Source organism: Lactonifactor longoviformis DSM 17459 (genome assembly GCF_900129135.1).
GTDB classification, from domain to species: domain Bacteria; phylum Bacillota; class Clostridia; order Lachnospirales; family Lachnospiraceae; genus Lactonifactor; species Lactonifactor longoviformis.
Window position 1 is genome coordinate 111502 of sequence record NZ_FQVI01000008.1, and the last position, 20226, is coordinate 131727.

Genomic DNA, 20226 nt, shown 5'->3' on the forward strand with positions numbered 1-20226 from the left:
CAATCAAGGTACGGAATAGTGGGGCTGGCTGTCGGAAACGGAGGATTTTATGTTAAGACAGACCAACCAACAACCAATTACCGCCCTTTACCCAAGACTTTCCCATGAGGACGAGCTGCAAGGCGAGAGCAATTCCATTTCCAATCAGAAGCGTATCCTTGAAACCTATGCAAAGCAGAACGGCTTTTCCAATCTGCGCTGGTACACGGACGACGGTTATTCTGGTGCGAACTTTCAAAGACCCGGTTTTCAAGCCATGCTTGCGGACATTGAAGCCGGAAAAGTCGGGACAGTTATCGTAAAGGATATGTCGAGGTTAGGGCGAAACTACCTGCAAGTGGGAATGTACACGGAAATGATTTTCCCACAGAAAGGTGTCCGCTTCATCGCTATCAATGATGGAGTGGACAGCGCACAGGGCGACAATGACTTTGCCCCGCTGCGGAATATCTTTAACGAATGGCTGGTGAGAGATACGAGCAAGAAAATCAAAGCAGTAAAACGCTCAAAAGGCATGAATGGCAAGCCCATCACAAGCAAGCCTGTGTATGGCTACCTCATGGACGAGGATGAAAATTTCATTATTGACGAGGAAGCTGCACCCGTAGTCAAGCAGATATACAACCTCTGTCTTGCCGGGAATGGTCCGACCAAGATAGCCCGTATGCTCACAGAGCAGCAAATCCCCACGCCGGGAACGCTTGAATACCGCAGGACGGGCAGCACCCGCCGCTACCACCCCGGCTATGAGTGCAAGTGGGCGACCAATACCGTAGTGCATATCCTTGAAAACCGGGAATACACAGGCTGTCTGGTAAATTTCAAGACAGAAAAACTTTCTTACAAAGTCAAGCACAGTGTAGAAAATCCCCCGGAAAAGCAAGTGATTTTCGAGAACCACCACGAGCCTATCATAGACACCCAAACATGGGAACGGGTGCAGGAGCTTCGCAAACAGCGCAAACGCCCAAACCGCTATGATGAAGTGGGTTTGTTCTCCGGCATACTGTTCTGTGCGGACTGCGGCAGCGTGATGTATCAGCAGCGATACCAGACGGACAAGCGCAAGCAGGACTGTTATATCTGCGGCAACTACAAGAAACGCACCCATGACTGTACGGCGCACTTTATCCGCACCGACCTCTTGACCGCTGGTGTACTCTCCAATCTGCGGAAAGTGACCAGCTATGCGGCAAAGCATGAAGCCCGGTTTATGAAACTCTTGATTGAGCAGAACGAGGACGGGGGCAAACGCAGGAACGCCGCCAAGAAAAAGGAACTGGAAGCCTCCGAGAAACGCATAGCCGAGTTATCCGCTATCTTCAAGCGGCTGTATGAGGACAGCGTGACCGGGCGCATATCAGACGAGCGTTTCACAGAGCTGTCGGCAGACTATGAAGCAGAGCAACGGGAGCTGAAAGAAAGAGCCGCTGCTATTCAAGCGGAGCTTTCCAAAGCACAGGAAGCCACCGTGAACGCAGAAAAGTTTATGAATGTTGTCCGGCGGCATACCAGCTTTGAAGAACTTACCCCTACTCTGTTGCGGGAGTTTGTAGAGAAAATCGTTGTGCATGAGTGCAGCTATGACGAGAACAAGACCCGTAGGCAGGACATTGAGATTTATTATTCTTTTGTTGGCAAGGTGGACTTGCCCGAATAACCGCCCGACCTGTCCGACACAAGAGCTAAGTGCCGGATAGGAACGGCAAAATTTTTTACACTTCTATTACTTCTTTATCACACATCAGTAAAAAGCCAGGGCATGAAGCAGCTTATGGCGGGCGGCGGCGTTGCCCTTATCGGCATGACCCTTGTACCGCTGCTTTCCGGCTTGTTCGGTTAAGAAGCGCGGGTAAAGGCTTATGCAGAGCATACTTGACGCGATTAACGAATGGATAAAGGAAATCCTCATAGGAGCCATAAACGGTAATCTGTCAACTATGTTCGGGGACGTAAACGAGAAAGTCGGCACTATCGCCGCAGAGGTAGGGCAGACCCCGCAAGGGTGGAACGCAAATATATTCTCCATGATACAGACGCTTAGTGAGAATGTAATCGTACCCATTGCGGGGCTTGTCATTACCTACGTCCTATGCTATGAGCTTATCAGCATGGTAACGGAAAAGAACAATATGCACGACGTTGACACTTCCATGTTCTTCAAGTGGGTGTTCAAGGCGTTTGTGGCAGTCTACCTTGTGACGCACACCTTTGACATCACTATGGCGGTGTTCGATATGGCGCAGCACGTTGTTTCCGGCGCGGCGGGGGTAATCGGCGGCAGCACAGAGATTGATGTTGCCGCCGCCCTTGCTTCCATGCAAAGCGGGCTTGACGCTATGGAAATCCCCGAACTGCTCTTACTTGTCATGGAAACAAGCCTTGTGAGCTTGTGCATGAAAATCATGTCCGTACTGATAACCGTTATCCTCTACGGCAGAATGATAGAAATTTACCTTTACTGTTCGGTATCGCCTATCCCGTTCGCAACAATGACTAATCGGGAATGGGGACAGATAGGGAACAACTACCTAAAATCCCTGTTCGCGCTTGGCTTTCAAGGCTTCCTCATAATGATATGCGTCGGCATTTACGCGGTTTTGGTGAACAACATGATAATAGCGGACAACCTGCACAGCGCGATTTTTTCCCTTGCAGCCTATACCGTTATCCTCTGTTTCTCCCTGTTCAAATCCGGCGCACTGGCGAAGTCGATTTTCTCCGCGCATTAGCGGCGTGTCAAGGGTAGGGTGGAGATTTTCAGAGCAAAGCGGCGAAAATACTACCCGACCTTGACGCGGGAAAACCCCATAGAATAGGGACGGGCAAAGGGCAGAAATTGACCTTTGCCTTGATTACCCCTATGGGAACTTACAGCAGCAAAAAACCCAGAGAAAGGAGGTTTCCACTTGGCGTATGTACCCGTACCCAAAGACTTATCCAAAGTCAAGACAAAAGTAGCTTTCAACCTTACCAAACGGCAGATTGTATGTTTTGCGGTAGCTCTCCTGTTAGGGCTTCCGCTTTTCTTTCTGCTCAAAGACAGCACAGGCACAAGCCTTGCGTCTATGGCTATGATTGCCGTCATGCTGCCCTGTTTCCTGTTCGCCATGTATGAAAAGCATGGACAGCCCCTTGAAGTGGTGGTGAAGAACATCATACGGACGAAATTCATAGCCCCCAAAGAACGACCATACAGGACAGACAACTTTTATTCCGTCTTAGAACGGCAGAGAAAACTTGAAAAGGAGGTATCAGCGATTGCAAAAGGAAACACGAAGAAACAGCGCGGCGGGAAGCGCAAAGCCTAACCCGCCCCGCAAGCTCACCCGCGCCGAGAAAAAGCAGATTGCGGAAATCATCAGACAGGCAAAGGGCGACGGGAAAGCCCACACCGCACAGCAGACAATCCCCTATATCCAGATGTACCCGGACGGTATCTGCAAGGTTACGGGACGGAAATACTCAAAGACCGTCGCCTTTGAAGATATTAACTATCAGCTTGCACAGGCAGACGACAAGACCGCCATTTTTGAGAACTGGTGCGACTTCCTCAACTACTTTGACGCTTCCGTTTCGGTGCAGCTCTCTTTCATCAATCAGGGGACGCAGCGGGGCGAAGCGGAAAAGGCGGTCAATATCCCGGCACAGGAGGACGCTTTCAACTCTATCCGCACAGAATACCGGAATATGCTGAAAAACCAGCTTGCAAAGGGAAACAACGGGCTTGTCAAAGCAAAATATATCACCTTTGCCATTGAAGCCGACAGTCTGGGCGCGGCGAAATCCCGCCTTGCCCGTATCGAAACGGACGTACTCAACAACTTTAAGCTCTTGGGCGTGTCTGCCCGCCCCATGACAGGCTATGAACGCCTTAAAATGCTGCATGGCATTTTCCACCCGGAGGGCGGGCAGTTTGCCTTTGATTTTTCATGGCTTGCCCCGTCCGGGCTTTCCACAAAGGACTTTATCGCCCCATCCTCTTTCCGTTTTGGCGAGGGGCGTTATTTCCGCATGGGGCGCAAAATCGGCGCGGTTTCATTCCTTGAAATCCTTGCGCCGGAATTAAACGACCGTATCTTATCGGATATTCTGGACTTGGAAACGGGCGTTATCGTCAATCTGCATATCCACAGTATCGACCAGACCGAAGCCATAAAGACAATCAAGCGGAAAATCACCGACCTTGACAAAATGAAAATCGAGGAACAGAAAAAAGCGGTACGCAGCGGCTACGACATGGATATAATCCCGTCCGACCTTGCCACGTTCGGCAGCGAAGCGAAGAACCTCTTACAGGACTTGCAGAGCCGGAATGAAAGAATGTTCCTCTTGACGTTCCTTGTGGTGAACATGGCGGACACGAAGCGGAAACTGGAAAATGACGTATTCGCGGCGGCGGGCATTGCACAGAAGAACAACTGCGCCTTGACCCGCCTTGACTACCAACAGGAAGCGGGGCTTATGTCCTCTGTACCGCTTGGGGAGAACCTTATCCCCATTCAAAGAGGGCTTACCACGTCAAGCACCGCTATCTTTATCCCCTTTATCACACAGGAGCTTTTCCAGACGGGCGCGGCTTTGTACTACGGCTTAAACGCCCTGTCTAACAACATGATACTCTGCGACCGCAAGCAGCTAAAGAACCCCAACGGCTTAATCTTGGGTACGCCGGGAAGCGGGAAATCCTTTGCCGCCAAACGGGAAATGACAAACGCTTTCCTCATTACCGACGACGACATAATTATCTGCGACCCGGAAGCAGAGTATTTTTCCCTTGTGCAGCGGCTTGACGGGCAAGTGATACGGTTATCGCCTACGGGCAAGGGCATTGACGGGAAGCCCCAGTATGTGAACCCTATGGATATTAACCTCAACTATTCCGAGGACGACAGCCCCCTTGCGCTGAAATCCGACTTTATCCTCTCCCTCTGCGAGCTTGTAATCGGCGGCAAGGAGGGCTTGCAGCCCGTCGATAAGACCGTCATTGACCGCGCCGTTAGGAACGTGTACCGCCCTTTCCTTGCAGACCCCGACCCGGAGAAAATGCCTATCTTGGGCGACCTCTACGACGAGCTTTTGAAGCAGCCGGAGCCGGAAGCGGCGCGTATCGCGGCGGCATTGGAGCTTTACGTTTCCGGCAGCTTGAACGTCTTTAACCACCGTACCAACGTGGAACTTTCTAACCGCCTTGTCTGCTTTGACATCAAGCAGCTTGGGAAGCAGCTCAAAAAGTTAGGTATGCTCATTGTGCAGGACCAGGTATGGAACCGCGTCACCGTCAACCGGGCAGAAAGGAAATCCACCCGGTATTTTATGGACGAATTTCATCTTCTCTTGAAAGAGGAACAGACCGCCGCCTATTCCGTTGAAATCTGGAAGCGTTTCAGAAAATGGGGCGGCATACCCACAGCCATTACGCAGAACGTCAAGGATTTGCTTGCTTCCCGCGAAGTGGAGAATATCTTTGAAAACTCTGATTTTGTCCTCATGCTCAATCAGGCGGCGGGCGACCGGGCTATCCTTGCAAAGCAGCTCAACATCTCCCCGCAGCAGATGAAGTATGTCACCCACACCGAAGCGGGCGAGGGGCTTATCTTCTACGGGAACGTGGTGCTGCCCTTTGTAGACCGCTTCCCGAAAGACACCGAGCTTTACCGGGTAATGACGACGAAGCCGGAGGAAGTGGGCGAAGCATGACAAAATTAAGGACAGACACCATTATCAACCGGGACGCGCTCTATGCCTTGCGGGAGCTTCCAGAGGAAAGCGTACACTGTTGCGTCACAAGCCCGCCCTACTATGCGCTTAGGGATTACGGGCTTGATATGCAGATTGGGCGGGAGGACACGCCGGAGCAGTACATTGACAGGCTGACCGAGGTTTTCCGCGAACTGCGCCGGGTACTGCGTTCTGACGGTACGCTCTGGCTGAATATCGCGGACACCTACTGCGGCACAGGAAATAAAGGCTACCATGCAGACCCGAAGAACCCGAAAGGGAGAAACGGACAGCAGATTGCAAGAAACAACCGCGTTTCCGGCTGCAAACAAAAGGACTTAATCGGTATTCCCTGGCTTTTAGCTTTTGCCCTACGCGCTGACGGGTGGTATTTAAGGAGCGACATTATCTGGCAGAAAGAAAACCCCATGCCGGAGAGCGTGAAAGACCGCCCTACCCGCTGCTATGAACATATCTTTCTGCTTACGAAGTCAAAGAAGTATTTTTATGACGCAGCCGCCATAGCCGAGCCGTTAGCCCCCACAACGGCGGCGCGGTACCGCACCGGGCGCAGCGCGGGACAGAAATATGCGGACGAAGTACCCGGACAGGGGAACGTACAGGGGCTTAACCGGGCGCGAAGCGGCAGCTACTACGACGAAGCCCTCATGCCGACCATGCGGAACAGGCGGGACGTGTGGCTTATCAATACCGTTCCCTACAAGGGCGGGCATTTCGCCGCGTTCCCGCCAAAACTTGCCGAAACCTGTATCAAGGCGGGCTGTCCGAAAGGCGGCGTTGTGCTTGACCCCTTTTTCGGCAGCGGCACGACGGGGGCAGCCGCAAAGCAGCTTGACAGGCATTATATAGGCATTGAGATAAACGCCGAGTATTGCGCCCTTGCAAGGGCGCGGATTGGAGGGACAGACACATAAAACAATATAAGGCGCGTGAAAAAGTCACGCAGAAAATGACCCGCGAGGGGGCTGTCGAGGTAAACGCCGCTACCGGGAAAAAGAAACGTATCAGCAAGCGGATAAGGGACGCGGACTTTGCAAAGACCGAAGCCCCACCGCAGCCGGAACAGGCAGCGCAGCCCCTACCGGGCGGCGCAACTTCCCCGCCCTTAACCGACACGCCGCCGCTTCCCCATGCGCCGGGGGCAGAACGGGAACAGGACACCGCAGCAGCCGAGCGCGTCTTGGAACGTATCGACGGGGCGCGTACCAGAAAGGCGAGCAAAAAGGCGGCGAGGAAAGCACAGGCAGAAGCCACAGCAAAAGAAAAATCTTCCCGCTTGCAGTTTACCGACGAGGAACGGGCAACGCCGGAGCTTGAAAGGTATATCCGAAAATCGGACAAAGCAGCCGACCGTCTGGACGCGGCAAAGGCGGCTATCCCCAAAGAAAAGAAACTTGTACGGGAGCGCACCTTTGATGAAGCCACCGGGAAAGGCAAGACCCGCCTACATTTTGAGGAACAGGAAAAGCCCATAGGAAAGAATAAGCCCCACAATAACCCGCTATCCCGCCCCGCACAGGAAGCGGGTATTTTCGTCCACAACAAGATACATTCCGTTGAAAAGGACAATTCCGGCGTTGAGGGGGCGCACAAATCCGAAGAACTGGCAGAGCGCGGCGCAAAGTACGGGGCGCGGAAAGTCAAGGAGGGCTACCACAGCCACAAGCTCAAACCCTACCGGGCGGCGGCAAAGGCAGAGAAAGCGGCGTTCAAGGCGAATGTGGATTTCCAGTACCATAAAGCCCTGCATGACAATCCGCAGATTGCGGGCAATCCCCTTTCCCGCTTCATGCAGAAGCAGCAAATCAAGCGGCAGTATGCAAAGTCGGCAAGGAAAGGCGGCGCAAAAACGGCGCAGAAAGCCGCAGAGAACACCCGCAAGGCGGCAAAAAAGACCGCCGAGGAAACAAAAAAGGCAATCGCTTTTGTAGGGCGGCACCCGGCGGGCGTATGTATCGCCGTTGCCGCGCTGCTCTTATTCATCATGGTATCGGCGGGGCTTTCCTCTTGCGGTTCCATGTTCTCCGGCTTGATGAACGGCATACTTGGGACTTCCTACACGTCGGAGGACAGCGACCTTGTGGCGACGGAGAACAATTACGCCGCAAAGGAAAACGAGCTTCAGCAGCAGATTGACAATATCGAAAGCACCCACCCCGGCTATGACGAATACCGCTATGACCTTGACAGTATCGGGCATAACCCCCATGAGTTAGCGTCCTACCTCACCGCCCTTTTGCAGACCTACACCCCGCAGAGCGCACAGGCAGAGCTAAATCGCGTCTTTGCCATGCAGTACACTTTGACGCTGACAGAAGAAACGGAAATCCGCTACCGCACAGAAACAAGCACAGACCCGGAAACAGGGGAAACGACCACCGAGGAAGTACCCTACGAGTACCATATCCTCAACGTGAAGCTGACGAACAAGCCCATTTCCGAGATTGCGGAGGAACTTCTAACGCCACAGCAGCTTGAAATGTACCGCGTCTATCTGGAAACAAGCGGAAACAAACCGCTGATTTTCGGCGGCGGCTCCCCCGATATGGGCGCGTCCGAGGATTTAAGCGGCGTACAGCTTGTAAACGGCACACGCCCCGGCAACACCGCCGTTGTAGACCTTGCGAAGCGGCAAGTCGGCAACGTGGGCGGGCGACCCTTTTGGAGCTGGTACGGATTTAACAGCCGCGTGGAATGGTGCGCCTGTTTCGTTTCATGGTGCTACAATCAAGCCGGAAAGAGCGAGCCGCGCTTTGCCGGGTGCCAGTCACAGGGCGTACCCTGGTTCCAGTCACGCGGGCAATGGGGCGCGAGGGGCTATGAGAATATCGCCCCCGGCGACGCTATCTTTTTCGACTGGGACGGGGACGGGAGCGCAGACCATGTGGGGCTTGTTATCGGAACGGACGGGGAGCGCGTCTATACCGTCGAGGGCAATTCCGGCGACGCCTGCAAGATAAAGAGCTACCCCGTCAATTACTCCTGTATCAAGGGCTACGGCTTAATGAATTGGAACTGACAACAAAAAAATGAAAATCTGAAAGGAGAAATTTATTGATGGCTATGAACAAAATTGAACGTATCGACAAAGAGATTGCAAAGACCCGCGAGAAAATCACCGAGTACCAGAACAGATTAAGGGGGCTTGAAGCGCAGAAAACCGAAGCGGAAAACCTGCAAATCGTACAGCTTGTGCGCTCCATGCGCCTTTCCCCGCATGAGCTTTCCGCTATGCTTTCCGGGGGCGGTATTCCGGGTATGGAAGCCGCGCCGGGCTACCCCGCAGAACCCGCAGACCATGACACCGAAGAAATGGAGGACACCGAGAATGAATAAGAAAATCCTTAGAACCTTGACCGCACTTTGCGCCGCCCTTGTACTTATGGGCGGCTTTTCCGTCACCGCTTTTGCACAGACCCCGGAGGGAGAGGACGACACCAACGACAGCGGCGTTGTCTACGAGGAACCCCAAAAGGAAGAACCCCTTACCCCGGACGGGAACGCGACCCTTGTAGACGATTTCGGCGGCAACAAGCAGCTTATCACCGTAACGACCAAAAACGGCAATTACTTTTATATCCTCATTGACCGGGACGACGAGGGCGAGGACACCGTACATTTCCTTAATCAAGTGGACGAAGCCGACCTCTTAGCACTTATGGAGGACGGAAGCACCGAAGCAGCCCCGCCCGCCGTTTGCAGTTGCACCGATAAATGCGAAGCCGGAAAGGTAAATGTGAGCTGCCCTGTCTGCAAGGACAACATGACCGCTTGCAGCGGCAAGGAAGCGGAGCCGGAAACCGAGAAACCAACAGAGCAGCCCAAAGAGAAAGGCAATACAGGCGGGCTTGTGCTTTTCCTTGTCGTGGCACTTCTTGGCGGCGGGGGCGCGTTCTATTATTTTAAGTTTATGAAGCCAAAGCAGAACGTCAAGGGCGACACCGACCTTGAAGATTTCGATTTTGACGATTACGACGAGGACGAGGGGGACGGGCTTTCTGATGAAGAACAGGAGGACGAGGAAGCATGACGCTTTTCACCGAAAACCCTTTAGAAAAAATGATGGTACAAAGACCCACCGGGCGGCGTGACAGTGCGCCGCCCGTTCCAAAATCCCCGGCGTGTATGCGTTGCCCTTATAAGGCGCAATCCCCCTGTATCGGCTATTGTCTGAAACAGGCACAGGAGAAGAAGCACACCGCGCCGGAACGCTGAAAGGAGGATTTTTTCATGGCATTTAGACTTGTGATTGCAGAAAAGCCGAGCATGGCGCAGACTATCGCCGCCGCGCTTGGCATTAAGGGGAAACAGGACGGGTATATCGAGGGCGGCGGCTACCTCATTTCATGGTGCGTCGGGCATTTGGTACAGCTTGCGGAAGCTGCCGCCTACGGGGAGCAATATAAAAAATGGAGTTTTGACAGCTTACCCATTCTGCCGGAGGAATGGCAGTACGCCGTTGACCCGGACAAGGGGAAGCAATTCAAAACCATTAAAGAGCTTATGCACCGCGCCGACGTTTCCGAAGTGGTAAATGCGTGTGACGCGGGGCGCGAGGGTGAATTGATTTTCCGCTTTGTCTACGAAGTGGCGGGCTGCAAGAAGCCCATGCGCCGCTTGTGGATTTCTTCAATGGAGGACGGGGCGATTAAGGCGGGCTTTGCTTCCCTCAAAGACGGGCGGGACTATGGCGCGCTCTTTGCGTCCGCCCTCTGCCGCGCAAAGGCTGACTGGCTTATCGGCATTAACGCCACCCGGCTTTTCTCCTGCCTGTATGGAAAGACCTTGAACGTGGGGCGCGTCCAGACCCCGACCTTAAAAATGCTCACCGACCGGGACGCGGCTATCTCCCATTTCCAGAAAGAAAAATATTATCATGTTCGCCTTGATTTATCCGGCGCGGACGCGGCAAGCGAAAGGATTTCGGACAAGGCAGAAGCCGACGCGCTGAAAGGGGCTTGCGAAGCGGGAAAGGCGGTATGCGTTTCCCTTACCAGAGAGAAGAAAACCGCAGCCCCGCCAAAGCTCTTTGACCTTACCTCTTTGCAGCGGGAAACGAACCGCATTTTCGGTTACACCGCAAAGCAGACCCTTGACCTTGCACAATCCCTTTATGAAAAGCGGCTCCTTACTTATCCGAGGACGGACAGCAGCTTTCTTACTGACGACATGGGCGGCACCGCAGCGGACATTATCGCGCTGCTTTGCGAAAAGCTCCCCTTTATGGCGGGCGCGGACTTCACGCCGGAGATTGCAAAGGTATTAGACAGCAAGAAAGTATCAGACCACCACGCAATCATTCCCACTATGGAGCTTGCAAAGGCTGACCCGGACGCGCTGCCGGAAAGCGAGAAGAATATCCTTACCCTTGCGGGGGCGCGTCTGCTTTTTGCCACCGCCGAGCCGCATATTTATGAAGCGGTTACGGCGGTTTTCTCATGCGCCGGGACAGACTTCACCGCAAGGGGAAAGACCGTACTTGCGGAGGGTTGGAAAGAGCTTGAACGCAGATACCGGGCGACGCTGAAAGATAAGCCCGAAGCAGAGGACGGGGAAAATGAGGGCGTGACGCTGCCGGAGCTTTCCGAGGGACAGAACTTTCCTAACCCCGCCGCAAAAGTAACGGAGCATACCACAACGCCGCCGAAGCCCCACAGCGAAGCGTCGCTTCTCTCTGCTATGGAGCGAGCCGGGAACGGGGACACCGACCCGGACGCGGAACGCCGGGGGCTTGGCACTCCCGCCACCCGCGCCGCCGTCATTGAAAAACTGGTAAAGGGCGGCTTTGCAGAGCGCAAGGGGAAGCAGCTTATCCCCACGCAGAACGGAGCCGCCCTTATATCAGTCTTGCCGGATATGCTCACTTCCCCGCAGCTTACCGCAGAATGGGAAAACAATCTGACGCAGATAGCAAAGGGAGCCGCAGACCCCGGCGAATTTCTGTCCGGCATTGAAGCTATGGCGCGGGAGCTTGTGCAGACACACGCCGCAGCACTGGACGGGAAAAAGGATTTGTTCCGGGAGGAAAAGCCCTCTGTCGGCAAATGCCCCCGTTGCGGTTCCCCCGTCCATGAGGGGAAGAAAAACTATTATTGCAGCAACAAAGAATGTGCCTTTGTCATGTGGAAGAATGACCGCTTTTTCGAGGAACGCAAGACCGCTTTTTCCGCGAAGATTGCCGCCGCGCTCCTTAAATCCGGCAAAGTGAATGTGAAGAAGCTCTATTCCCCGAAAACAGGCAAGACCTATGACGGAACTATCGTTCTGGCTGACACTGGCGGGAAATACGTCAACTACCGTATCGAAGTACAGAAGAACTAAAAACTTGAATAGCAAGCATAGGAAGCGGGTACCCACTTCCGTAAATCCCCGTTGCGACGCTGACGCGCCGGACGGGGATTTTGCTTGTTGGGAAGTTTCCCAAACCCTCTTTTGCGGAGGGCTTCACCCTCTAAAAATTTTTGAGAAATCTTTGGCAGAAATGCGGGCGTACCCGTAGTAGACCATGCAGCCCAAAAATGCAGCTTGTGACGCTGCCCCAAAGAAAGGAGGTTTTTCACTATGGCAAGTTTACGGGACACCGTAAAGGACTATCAAGACGAGCTTAGGGACGGTATCGCATGGGTGGCGTTCTGGAAACAGGGGCGTTCATGGAACGCGGAATATTTTCATCTTGATATGGACGACACCCTCTACCCGGAGGACAGGAGCCGGTTAGAGGAAATCAAAAGCACCGACCCCGCCGCCGTTATCCTAAACGGCTATTACTGCGGGCATTTAGGCGAGGACATGAGCCTTGACGAGCTGACCGCCGGAGTGCGCTACCACTACGAAAACAGCATGAACGACATTGACGGTTTTATCGGGGCGCATGACGACAGGCTTCCCCCGGAGGTTATCGAGGAAGCGAGGGCAGCCGCCCATGAAGCGGGGCTTCCCTTTTCCGAAAAGCCCTACCGGGACGGAGAGGATTTTAACCCCTATGTATTTGACGGGAGCATGAGCATTGAGGATTTTGAGCTTATGCACCGCATGATTGAAAAAGAAAGGAGCGAACAAATGGCAGAACCGATTTTAAGCGGCTATCTTTCCAATCTTGGGAAGTACACCGAGGGCAGACCCGCGGGCGAATGGGTGACGTTCCCCACGACTGCCGAACATCTGAAAGAAGTCTTTGACCGTATCGGGATTGACTTCAAGCATTACGAGGAATGGCATTTCACAGAATTTCAATCCCCTATCCCCGGCTTGGCGGAACATTTAAGCGAGTATTCCCACCCCGACGAGCTGAACTATTTAGGGAAGCTCTTGGAAATGCAGTTTGACGACGACCGGGAGAAATTCATTGCAGCCATTGAATACGGCGACCATGCCGACAGCTTACAGGACATCATCAACCTTGCACAAAACCTTGACTGCTACTGGATTTATCCGTCCGTCCACAATGAAGAAGAATACGGGCGTTATCTGGTTGATGAACTGGAAGAACCCGAACTGCCCGAAGAAGCGAAAAAGTATTTCATGTATGAGGAATACGGGCGCGACGCTTCCATTAACGACGACGGTATGTTTACCGAAAAGGGCTATATCTACAACAACCGCAACACCTTTACAGAATGGTACGACGGGCGCGACGTTCCACAGGAATACCGGGTAACGCCGCAGCCCCCGCAGCGGTCACGCCCCGACCCGGAAAAAGCAGATTTTGACGCAGCCGCGCCGGGGCAGAGAACCGCGCAGACCGCAGAGCAGCCACAGGAGCCGCGCCCGGTTATCCCTATCGTGCTGACGAGCGAGAAGCCCGCCGAGAAATTAAAAGAGATTACCGACCGTCTGGAACAGGGTATTGCGGAACTCTTTGACAGCGAGCGTTACAAGGAATATCTGAAAGTCATGTCAAAATTCCATAATTACAGCTTCCGAAACACCGTCCTTATCGCCATGCAGAAGCCGGACGCTTCCCTTGTGGCGGGCTTTTCCGCTTGGAAGAATAACTTTGAGCGAAACGTGATGAAAGGGCAAAAGGGAATTAAAATCATTGCCCCGTCGCCCTATAAAATCAAACAGGAAATGCAGAAAATCGACCCGCACACACAGAAGCCCATAATCGGCAAGGATGGAAAGCCCGTCACCGAGGAAAAGGAAGTCACCATACCCGCCTACAAGGTGGTATCCGTCTTTGACGTTTCCCAGACCGAGGGAAAGGAGCTGCCGGATATTGCCGTTGACGAGCTGACGGGCGACGTTGACCGCTACAAGGATTTTTTCGCAGCCCTTGAAAAGACTTCCCCCGTTCCTATCGCCTTTGAGAATATCGAGGGCGGCTCTCATGGCTACTACCACTTGGAGGACAAGCGCATTGCTATCAACGAGGGCATGAGCGAATTACAGACCTTAAAGACCGCCATTCACGAAATCGCCCATGCGAAGCTGCACGACATTGACCTCAACGCGCCAAAGGACGAGCAGCAGCCCCACGTTGACCGCCGCACCCGCGAAGTCGAAGCGGAAAGCGTCGCCTATACTGTCTGCCAACATTACGGGCTTGACACGTCGGACTACTCTTTCGGCTATGTCGCCGGGTGGAGCAGCGGGCGGGAGCTGTCCGAGCTGAAAAGCTCCCTTGAAACGATACGCAGCGCAGCCGCCGAGATTATCAATTCCATAGACGAAAATCTTGCGGAGCTGCAAAAGGCACAGGACAAGGAGCAGACCGCCGGACAGGAGCAGCCCACCAGAGAGGAAAAGGCAGCCCCGAAAGAACAGCCGCAGCCGGAAGCCCCGGCAAAGGCAGATACAGCCGGGAAAGAGAAGCCGGAAGCAGCCGCACCGGGAAAATCCGGCGCACAGGAAAAGGCGGGCGCAGCCCCGAAAGAAGCCTTTACCCCGGAAACGATTTACAAGATGCGCCGGAACCCTTACGGCGACAGCCCGGAAAACAGCCACCTCTTGCAAGCCTATGTGACACAGGAGAACGGGCGGGCGAAAATGGGCGACGTGCTTTATACGGGAACGCCGGAGAAATGCCGCGAGCTTATGGGGCAGCTCAAAAGCGGCGGGCTGACCGAGGGCGACGTAAAGCAGCTTTACGCAAAGGCACAGGAAACGGCGCAGACCGCCGGACAGGACAAAGACACCTTTTCCATTTACCAGATAAAAGGCGGGGACGAAACAAGGGATTTCCGCTTTGAGCCATACGACCGCCTGCAGGCGGCGGGAAATGTGGTTGACAGGGCGAACTATGAGCTTGTCTATTCCGCGCCCCTTGCGCCGGAAACTTCCCTTGAAGATATTTACACCCGTTTCAATATCGACCACCCCAAAGATTTTAAGGGACACAGCCTTTCCGTTTCGGACGTGGTAGTGCTTCATCAGGACGGACAGGACGCGGCGCATTTCGTTGACAGTGTAGGTTTCCGGGAAGTGCCGGAGTTTTTACAGGAGCAGAAGCAGCTTACCCCGGACGACTTGGAAACGGGCGAAACTGTCAAAACACCGAGAGGGACTTTCCATGTAACCGCTATGAGCCGGGAGCAGATAGAAGCCGCCGGATATGGCTTTCACCACCAGTCGGACGACGGAAAGTATCTGATTATGGGGAATGGGACGCGGGCGTTTGCCGTTGCCGCAGAACAGGCGCAGCGGGACAATCCCTTGAAAACCGCCGAGCAGACCATAGAGCAGAACGGAAACATGATTGACGGTATCATCAACAACACCCCCACCGTTGACGAACTGGAAGCAAAGGTAAAGGCGGGCGAGCAGATTTCCCTTGTTGACCTGGCTAACGCTGTCAAAGCCGACAAGGAGCGCGGCAAGGGAGCGAAGCCGGAAAAAAAGCCCTCTATCCGGGCGCAGCTTAGAGCCGACAAGGAAAAGGCGCAGAAGAAAAACGCAAAGCAGAAGTCACAGGACTTGGAAAGGAGCTGACCCATGCCGGAACAGAGTAAATTTGAAAACGTGGATTTGTTCGCTTCCCTTGAAGCGATTATGAAGCAGAACACAGGCTTTTACCAGAGCGACTTAGACATTGACAAAGAGATTATCGCAAAGGCGGCGGCAAGCCCCAACAGGGAGGACAAGACCCTTTTGTGGTTCTGCCGCCCGTCCGGGACGCACTGTTTCCGGGAGCGCGACGTTTTCCTCAAAGACACCGCGCCCCACAACACATGGCGTTTCTACATGGAGCAGACAAGCGACCGCGTCCTTGCCTATGCAATCGAGCTGACGGGAAAGGAGCGCGGGAAAATTAAGGGCAATCTGTACGAACTGGACTACGCTAAACATTATGAGCGCGTCAAGGAAAAGGAACTGCCCGCCGATACGGTGAAGCTGATTTATGAGCGAGGGGAAAGGGAGATACCCGCCGGACGGTTCTTCAACGGCAACCCAGACCCGCAGCTTGGGAAGTTTGAACGCTTTGAAGCCCTACCCGACGACCCGGACGCGCTGCAATCACTCTTACAGGAAGAACGGCGCAGCCGGGAGCAGCTTCCACCGGGGGACTTCAAGGCGCATATCACAGCCTTGCGGGACGGGCTGATTGAAACGGAAGCGCGGCGCATTGTGCGGGAAATGAAGCGGCACTATGAGCCGAATAGCCCGAACAAGACCCATTTCATGGCAGAGCTTTCCCCGGCGTTCATGCGGCTTGCAGCCACAAAGGACACTGACCGCCTTTTCTCCATGCTGCCCTATAAGACTCTTTCCTTTTCCAAAATCGAGGGCAGACATGGGACGTATGCGCTGATTGACAAGGGGGAGAACCGGGACAGGGAGATAAGGAAGCCCCGCCCCTCTATCCGGGCGCAGCTTAAAGCAGACAAGGCAAAGACCGCCCCGAAAAAGGCGGCGGCAAAAACAAAAAATCACGATATGGAGGTATGAGCATGATTAGACTGACTGTTGAAGAAACAAACCTTTTGAGCATTTACAACGAGGGCGGCAAGCGGGCTTTGATTGAGAATGTCAACGCCGCGCTGCCCTACATGGACGCGGATATGCGGGAGCTTGCAAAGCGCACCCTTTCCAAAGTGGACGCTTTGACCGAAGCGGAATTTGCAGAGCTTCCCATTTACGCCGCTGATGAAGTATGAACGGGGTTAAGCGGCTGACGCCGCCCCAGAGCCGGAAAGTCAACGCCCTTGTGCGCCGGACGTGCTGCAACTATGATAACGGGAACTGTATCTTACTGGACGACGGAGACGAATGCGTATGTCCGCAGCTCATTTCCTATTCGCTTCTCTGCAAGTGGTTCCGGGTTGCGGTGCTTCCCGCCGACAGGCTGCTCTATGCGGAGCTTTACCAGACAGGGGATAAGAAGAAATGTACCGAGTGCGGCGCGTTCTTTGCGTCAACCTCTAACAGTGTCAAATACTGCCCCGTCTGCCGGAAGCGTATCACCCGCAGACAAGCCGCCGAGCGCATGAGGAAAAGACGCACCCCTGTTACGCAGTAGGCGCGGAAAATCCCTTGATTTACAGGGCTTTCCGGGCGTGAAAATCGGATAGGCGATACTTTATACCTTTATCCCCGAAAATGGCGTTCTACTGCGTAACATTCACGAAAACAGCACCCATAAAAAGACAGGGCGCGGAAGTCATATACCGGCTTCCGCGTCCTGTTCTTTTTTTGCCTATCTGACATTTCCCTTTTCCATTTCTTCAAGTGGGAACTGCGGGAGGGCTTCTATCAGCTTCTTTGTGATAGACTGGCGCATATCTTCGTTGATTTCCTGTTTCGTGCTTCCGTCCGGCTGTCTGACCGCTACCGTCGATAGCCTGTCGATTTCGTCCTTGTAGCACTCCACGACTTTCTCCACCGCCCATTTTTCCCCGGCAACGGCGGCGCGTATGGTTTCATATTCCGGCATTTTCTGGTTTTCCATGCTTCAACGCTCCTGTCTGTATTTGATAGCCTTATCATAGCACAGCGGCGGGGATTTTGCTATCCTTATCCGCGCTCTGTTCCCTTTTCACGTTCCGGCTGCCTGTCTGCCTGTAAAATGCTGTCAATGTTCTGCTTGATAATATCATATTCCCGGACTTTCTTTTTCAGCTTCCCATAGTCGGCGTAAAGGGCTTCTTTCTGCGCTTGGAGGGCTTCATACTCCGATTGCAGCGCGGCAAGGTTCGGGAGCTTTGCAATGCCCGCCGCTTTCAACGACCTTGCGGCGGCTTCATGTAGGATAATCGCCTGTTCCTGTCCGGCGCGGTACTTCTCCCTGTTCCTTGCCTTGCGGTATGCGTCATAGACGGGCTTTGTCTTTTGGTAGGTGGAAACATTCTTGATAAGCACCGCCATGTCCGCAAGCCGCTTTTCCGCGTTCTTCAATGCGTCTGCCGCCTGTCCGCTTTCCGCTGACATTTCCTCAATCCGGCTGACTAAATCCGCGTACTGTTCAATCTTGTGTTCCGTCAAGAAATTCATGGTTTTAGCTGCCTGTTTCAGATTGTGGATTTTCGCCCACTGTTCATAGCCCTTACTCTGCGCCGCCTTGATACTGTTCTCAATGTCGATAAGCAGCGAAACGTCGCGCTGCTCTCTGGGGGCTTTCGCCGCCTTTGCCCGTCTGCCCGCTATCCGTTCCCTTATGGCTTCCTCTGTATAGTCTGCGCCGAGGGTTTTTAGGCGGGTGAAGCGTTCCTGTCCGGGGGCGCGGCATGAAACATATTTCCCCGGCTTTATCTCATAGCCCGCCGCCTGTAACCGCGTTAGCAATTCCTCAAAACTGGAAACTTGGGGGATAAGCGCGTCAACGGCAATCTTTAGCTTGCCTTTCCAACTTGTACCCGTCTTTTCTGCCTGGTACTCCGCATAGCTCTTTCCCTTGCTGCCCTTGCCGGGGACGACGACGGACAAGCCATTTTCCCGGCACAGCTTGTCGCTCATGTTCCGTATGCCGTAATAGCTCCTTTTGTTGGAATTGTATTTGTGATGGTCTACAAAATTCACCGCGCAAAAAATGACGTGGTTATGGATATGCCCCTTGTCAATGTGCGTCGTCACAACATATTCATGCTGCCCCTTTGTCACCGCGTCGGCAAGCTGCTTCCCGATTTCGTGGGCTTTCTCATAGTCCACTTCCCCCGGCGCAAAGGACTGTATCAAGTGAAAGGCTAAATTGCTGCCCTTATCCAGTGCTTGCGAGAGGGTATAGCCGAACTCAATGTCTGCCGTTTCATAGGAGCAGCCGAAAGAGGATATGAGCATTTTCCCGTCCGTCTTGTCCGGGTTTTCGATATAGTCAAGGGCTTTGCTTAGGGTGCTTTTAACAGGCTTAATCTTTGTAACCGCCATATCTCCGCAAGCACCCCCTTTATTTCCTCTATGTCCTCTTGGTATGCGTTCCCCGCCGCGTTCACGCGGCGGGCTATCTGGTTGACGTTGACACCGATTTTCTGTATCTCTGCGGTCATTGCCTTTATATCGGCGTGGTCTATCTGAATGATATACCCGTCAATGGCAATCTTCCGCAGATACGCCGCCATGTTCCGGGTGGGTACGAGCTTCATTTTTTCCAGTATTAAATCCCGTTCCGCTTCCGTCACTCTGAATTTGATTTGCACCGTCCTTTTCCGTCCGTCCATTGCTTCGCTCCTTTCCTTTCCGTTCCGAGGGTTTGGGACACTTCCCAACAAGCCATTTTCAACCGACGCGCCGCAGCGCGGGAGGGCGAAAATACGGAAGTGGGTACCCGCTTCCTATGCTTGCTACGAATGTTTTTATCCCTTATGCCCTTATCCCTTACTACGGAGAAAAAGCTATTTTGCCAAACTTCCGCAAAAGAAAAACGCTGCAATTCAAAAAAGATTGCAACGCTTTCTAAATCCTGTTCAGTTTTAAGCCGGACATTCCTATTCGCCCTCTTTTTCGACTTCGGAAATCTCTTTTGCCGTTGCGGTCACAATCCGTATGCCTGTATCGCTCATACCGTCAAGAAGCGCGTCGAGCTGCCGCCGCTGCGTGTTCTTCTCCGGCGGCGTTTCCAAAAGGAACTGGTCTACGGATATATTGTAGCGGAGCATAAGCTCAAAGAAAATCTGTAAACTTGGGTGCTGCCCCTTGTTCTCAATGTTCGCAAGGTAACGCGGCGAGATAAACATTTCGTCGCTTACTTTCTTGCGGCTCTCCTTGCGCCCTGTCCGCGCCGCCTTTATCGCTGCCCCAAAAGCCTTGAAGTCGTATTTCGGTACTGGTCTTTTTGCCATAATTATTCACCCTATTACATTTTACTGTTCACCTTTCCTCTTGGATATGTCTACACTGTTCTATCAGTTGACTAAAATAATTCATATGTATATGTTGACAACTAGCCGCTTTTTTTGTATAGTATTATTAAAAGGGGGGAAATGTTTATGTTACATAGCATGCGTATTCGATAAGCATTGAAATTAAAAAAGATTTTTCCCATTTTCAATATGGGCTTTTTTGTCATGCTTATTTTGCGTATGCTATACAACAAAACTAACGATGTATAGACAT

The 20226-nt window shown here is 53.2% G+C and carries 18 protein-coding genes and 1 pseudogene; 15 read left to right on the plus strand and 4 right to left on the minus strand.

Annotated features, from left to right (window positions below):
- Positions 1-49: 49 nt before the first annotated feature.
- The 15 genes and pseudogenes from BUA56_RS09700 to BUA56_RS09770 all read left to right on the plus strand — a co-directional run bounded on the left by BUA56_RS09700 (position 50) and on the right by BUA56_RS09770 (position 17200).
- Positions 50-1660, plus strand: coding sequence for a recombinase family protein (locus BUA56_RS09700; RefSeq protein WP_002569232.1), 1611 nt, complete (start codon positions 50-52; stop codon positions 1658-1660).
- Positions 1661-1750: 90 nt separating this feature from the next.
- A pseudogene (locus BUA56_RS23980) lies at positions 1751-1843 on the plus strand (Maff2 family mobile element protein); the annotation flags it as partial.
- 19 nt (positions 1844-1862) lie between these two features.
- Entirely contained in the window at positions 1863-2732 is an 870-nt protein-coding gene (locus BUA56_RS09710; protein ID WP_016289915.1) for a VirB6/TrbL-like conjugal transfer protein, CD1112 family, read from the plus strand.
- A 177-nt stretch (positions 2733-2909) separates the two neighbouring features.
- On the plus strand, positions 2910-3311 hold the full coding sequence (locus BUA56_RS09715; protein WP_067539664.1) for a PrgI family protein: 402 nt from the start codon (positions 2910-2912) through the stop codon (positions 3309-3311).
- A complete protein-coding gene (locus BUA56_RS09720; protein ID WP_067539662.1) occupies positions 3262-5700 on the plus strand; it encodes a VirB4-like conjugal transfer ATPase, CD1110 family in 2439 nt (812 codons plus the stop codon). Before BUA56_RS09715 ends, BUA56_RS09720 begins: the two co-directional genes overlap by 50 nt.
- Positions 5697-6656, plus strand: coding sequence for a DNA-methyltransferase (locus tag BUA56_RS09725; RefSeq protein ID WP_008978036.1), 960 nt, complete (start codon positions 5697-5699; stop codon positions 6654-6656). The genes BUA56_RS09720 and BUA56_RS09725 overlap by 4 nt, the downstream gene beginning before the upstream one ends.
- Before the next feature lie 35 nt (positions 6657-6691).
- On the plus strand, positions 6692-8761 hold the full coding sequence (locus BUA56_RS09730; RefSeq protein WP_002569174.1) for a C40 family peptidase: 2070 nt from the start codon (positions 6692-6694) through the stop codon (positions 8759-8761).
- Between the two features lie 38 nt (positions 8762-8799).
- Positions 8800-9078, plus strand: coding sequence for a DUF4315 family protein (locus BUA56_RS09735; RefSeq protein WP_002569175.1), 279 nt, complete (start codon positions 8800-8802; stop codon positions 9076-9078).
- Entirely contained in the window at positions 9041-9772 is a 732-nt protein-coding gene (locus tag BUA56_RS09740; protein ID WP_479724297.1) for a DUF4366 domain-containing protein, read from the plus strand. Before BUA56_RS09735 ends, BUA56_RS09740 begins: the two co-directional genes overlap by 38 nt.
- Complete coding sequence (locus tag BUA56_RS09745) at positions 9769-9957, plus strand: hypothetical protein (protein ID WP_002569177.1); 189 nt, start codon at positions 9769-9771, stop codon at positions 9955-9957. Before BUA56_RS09740 ends, BUA56_RS09745 begins: the two co-directional genes overlap by 4 nt.
- Before the next feature lie 15 nt (positions 9958-9972).
- Entirely contained in the window at positions 9973-12063 is a 2091-nt protein-coding gene (locus BUA56_RS09750) for a DNA topoisomerase 3 (RefSeq protein WP_008978034.1), read from the plus strand.
- 240 nt (positions 12064-12303) lie between these two features.
- A complete protein-coding gene (locus tag BUA56_RS09755; protein ID WP_008978033.1) occupies positions 12304-15672 on the plus strand; it encodes an antirestriction protein ArdA in 3369 nt (1122 codons plus the stop codon).
- Positions 15673-15675: 3 nt separating this feature from the next.
- Positions 15676-16629: a hypothetical protein gene (locus BUA56_RS09760; protein ID WP_008978032.1), complete on the plus strand. Its 954-nt coding sequence runs from the start codon at positions 15676-15678 to the stop codon at positions 16627-16629.
- 2 nt (positions 16630-16631) lie between these two features.
- On the plus strand, positions 16632-16838 hold the full coding sequence (locus BUA56_RS09765; RefSeq protein ID WP_002569181.1) for a transposon-transfer assisting family protein: 207 nt from the start codon (positions 16632-16634) through the stop codon (positions 16836-16838).
- Positions 16835-17200: a cysteine-rich VLP domain-containing protein gene (locus BUA56_RS09770; protein ID WP_067539660.1), complete on the plus strand. Its 366-nt coding sequence runs from the start codon at positions 16835-16837 to the stop codon at positions 17198-17200. Before BUA56_RS09765 ends, BUA56_RS09770 begins: the two co-directional genes overlap by 4 nt.
- Positions 17201-17377: 177 nt before the next feature.
- On the opposite strand, the gene BUA56_RS09775 is transcribed toward BUA56_RS09770, so the two are convergent.
- The 4 genes from BUA56_RS09775 to BUA56_RS09790 all read right to left on the minus strand — a co-directional run bounded on the left by BUA56_RS09775 (position 17378) and on the right by BUA56_RS09790 (position 19952).
- Entirely contained in the window at positions 17378-17629 is a 252-nt protein-coding gene (locus BUA56_RS09775) for a helix-turn-helix domain-containing protein (RefSeq protein ID WP_002585088.1), read from the minus strand.
- Positions 17630-17694: 65 nt separating this feature from the next.
- Positions 17695-19041 carry a relaxase/mobilization nuclease domain-containing protein gene (locus BUA56_RS09780; RefSeq protein WP_008978031.1) on the minus strand — a complete coding sequence of 449 codons (1347 nt, stop codon included), beginning with the start codon at positions 19039-19041 and terminating at the stop codon, positions 17695-17697.
- Entirely contained in the window at positions 19002-19331 is a 330-nt protein-coding gene (locus BUA56_RS09785) for a plasmid mobilization protein (protein ID WP_008978030.1), read from the minus strand. The genes BUA56_RS09780 and BUA56_RS09785 overlap by 40 nt, the downstream gene beginning before the upstream one ends.
- 267 nt (positions 19332-19598) lie before the next feature.
- On the minus strand, positions 19599-19952 hold the full coding sequence (locus tag BUA56_RS09790; protein WP_008978029.1) for a helix-turn-helix transcriptional regulator: 354 nt from the start codon (positions 19950-19952) through the stop codon (positions 19599-19601).
- Positions 19953-20226: the final 274 nt, after the last annotated feature.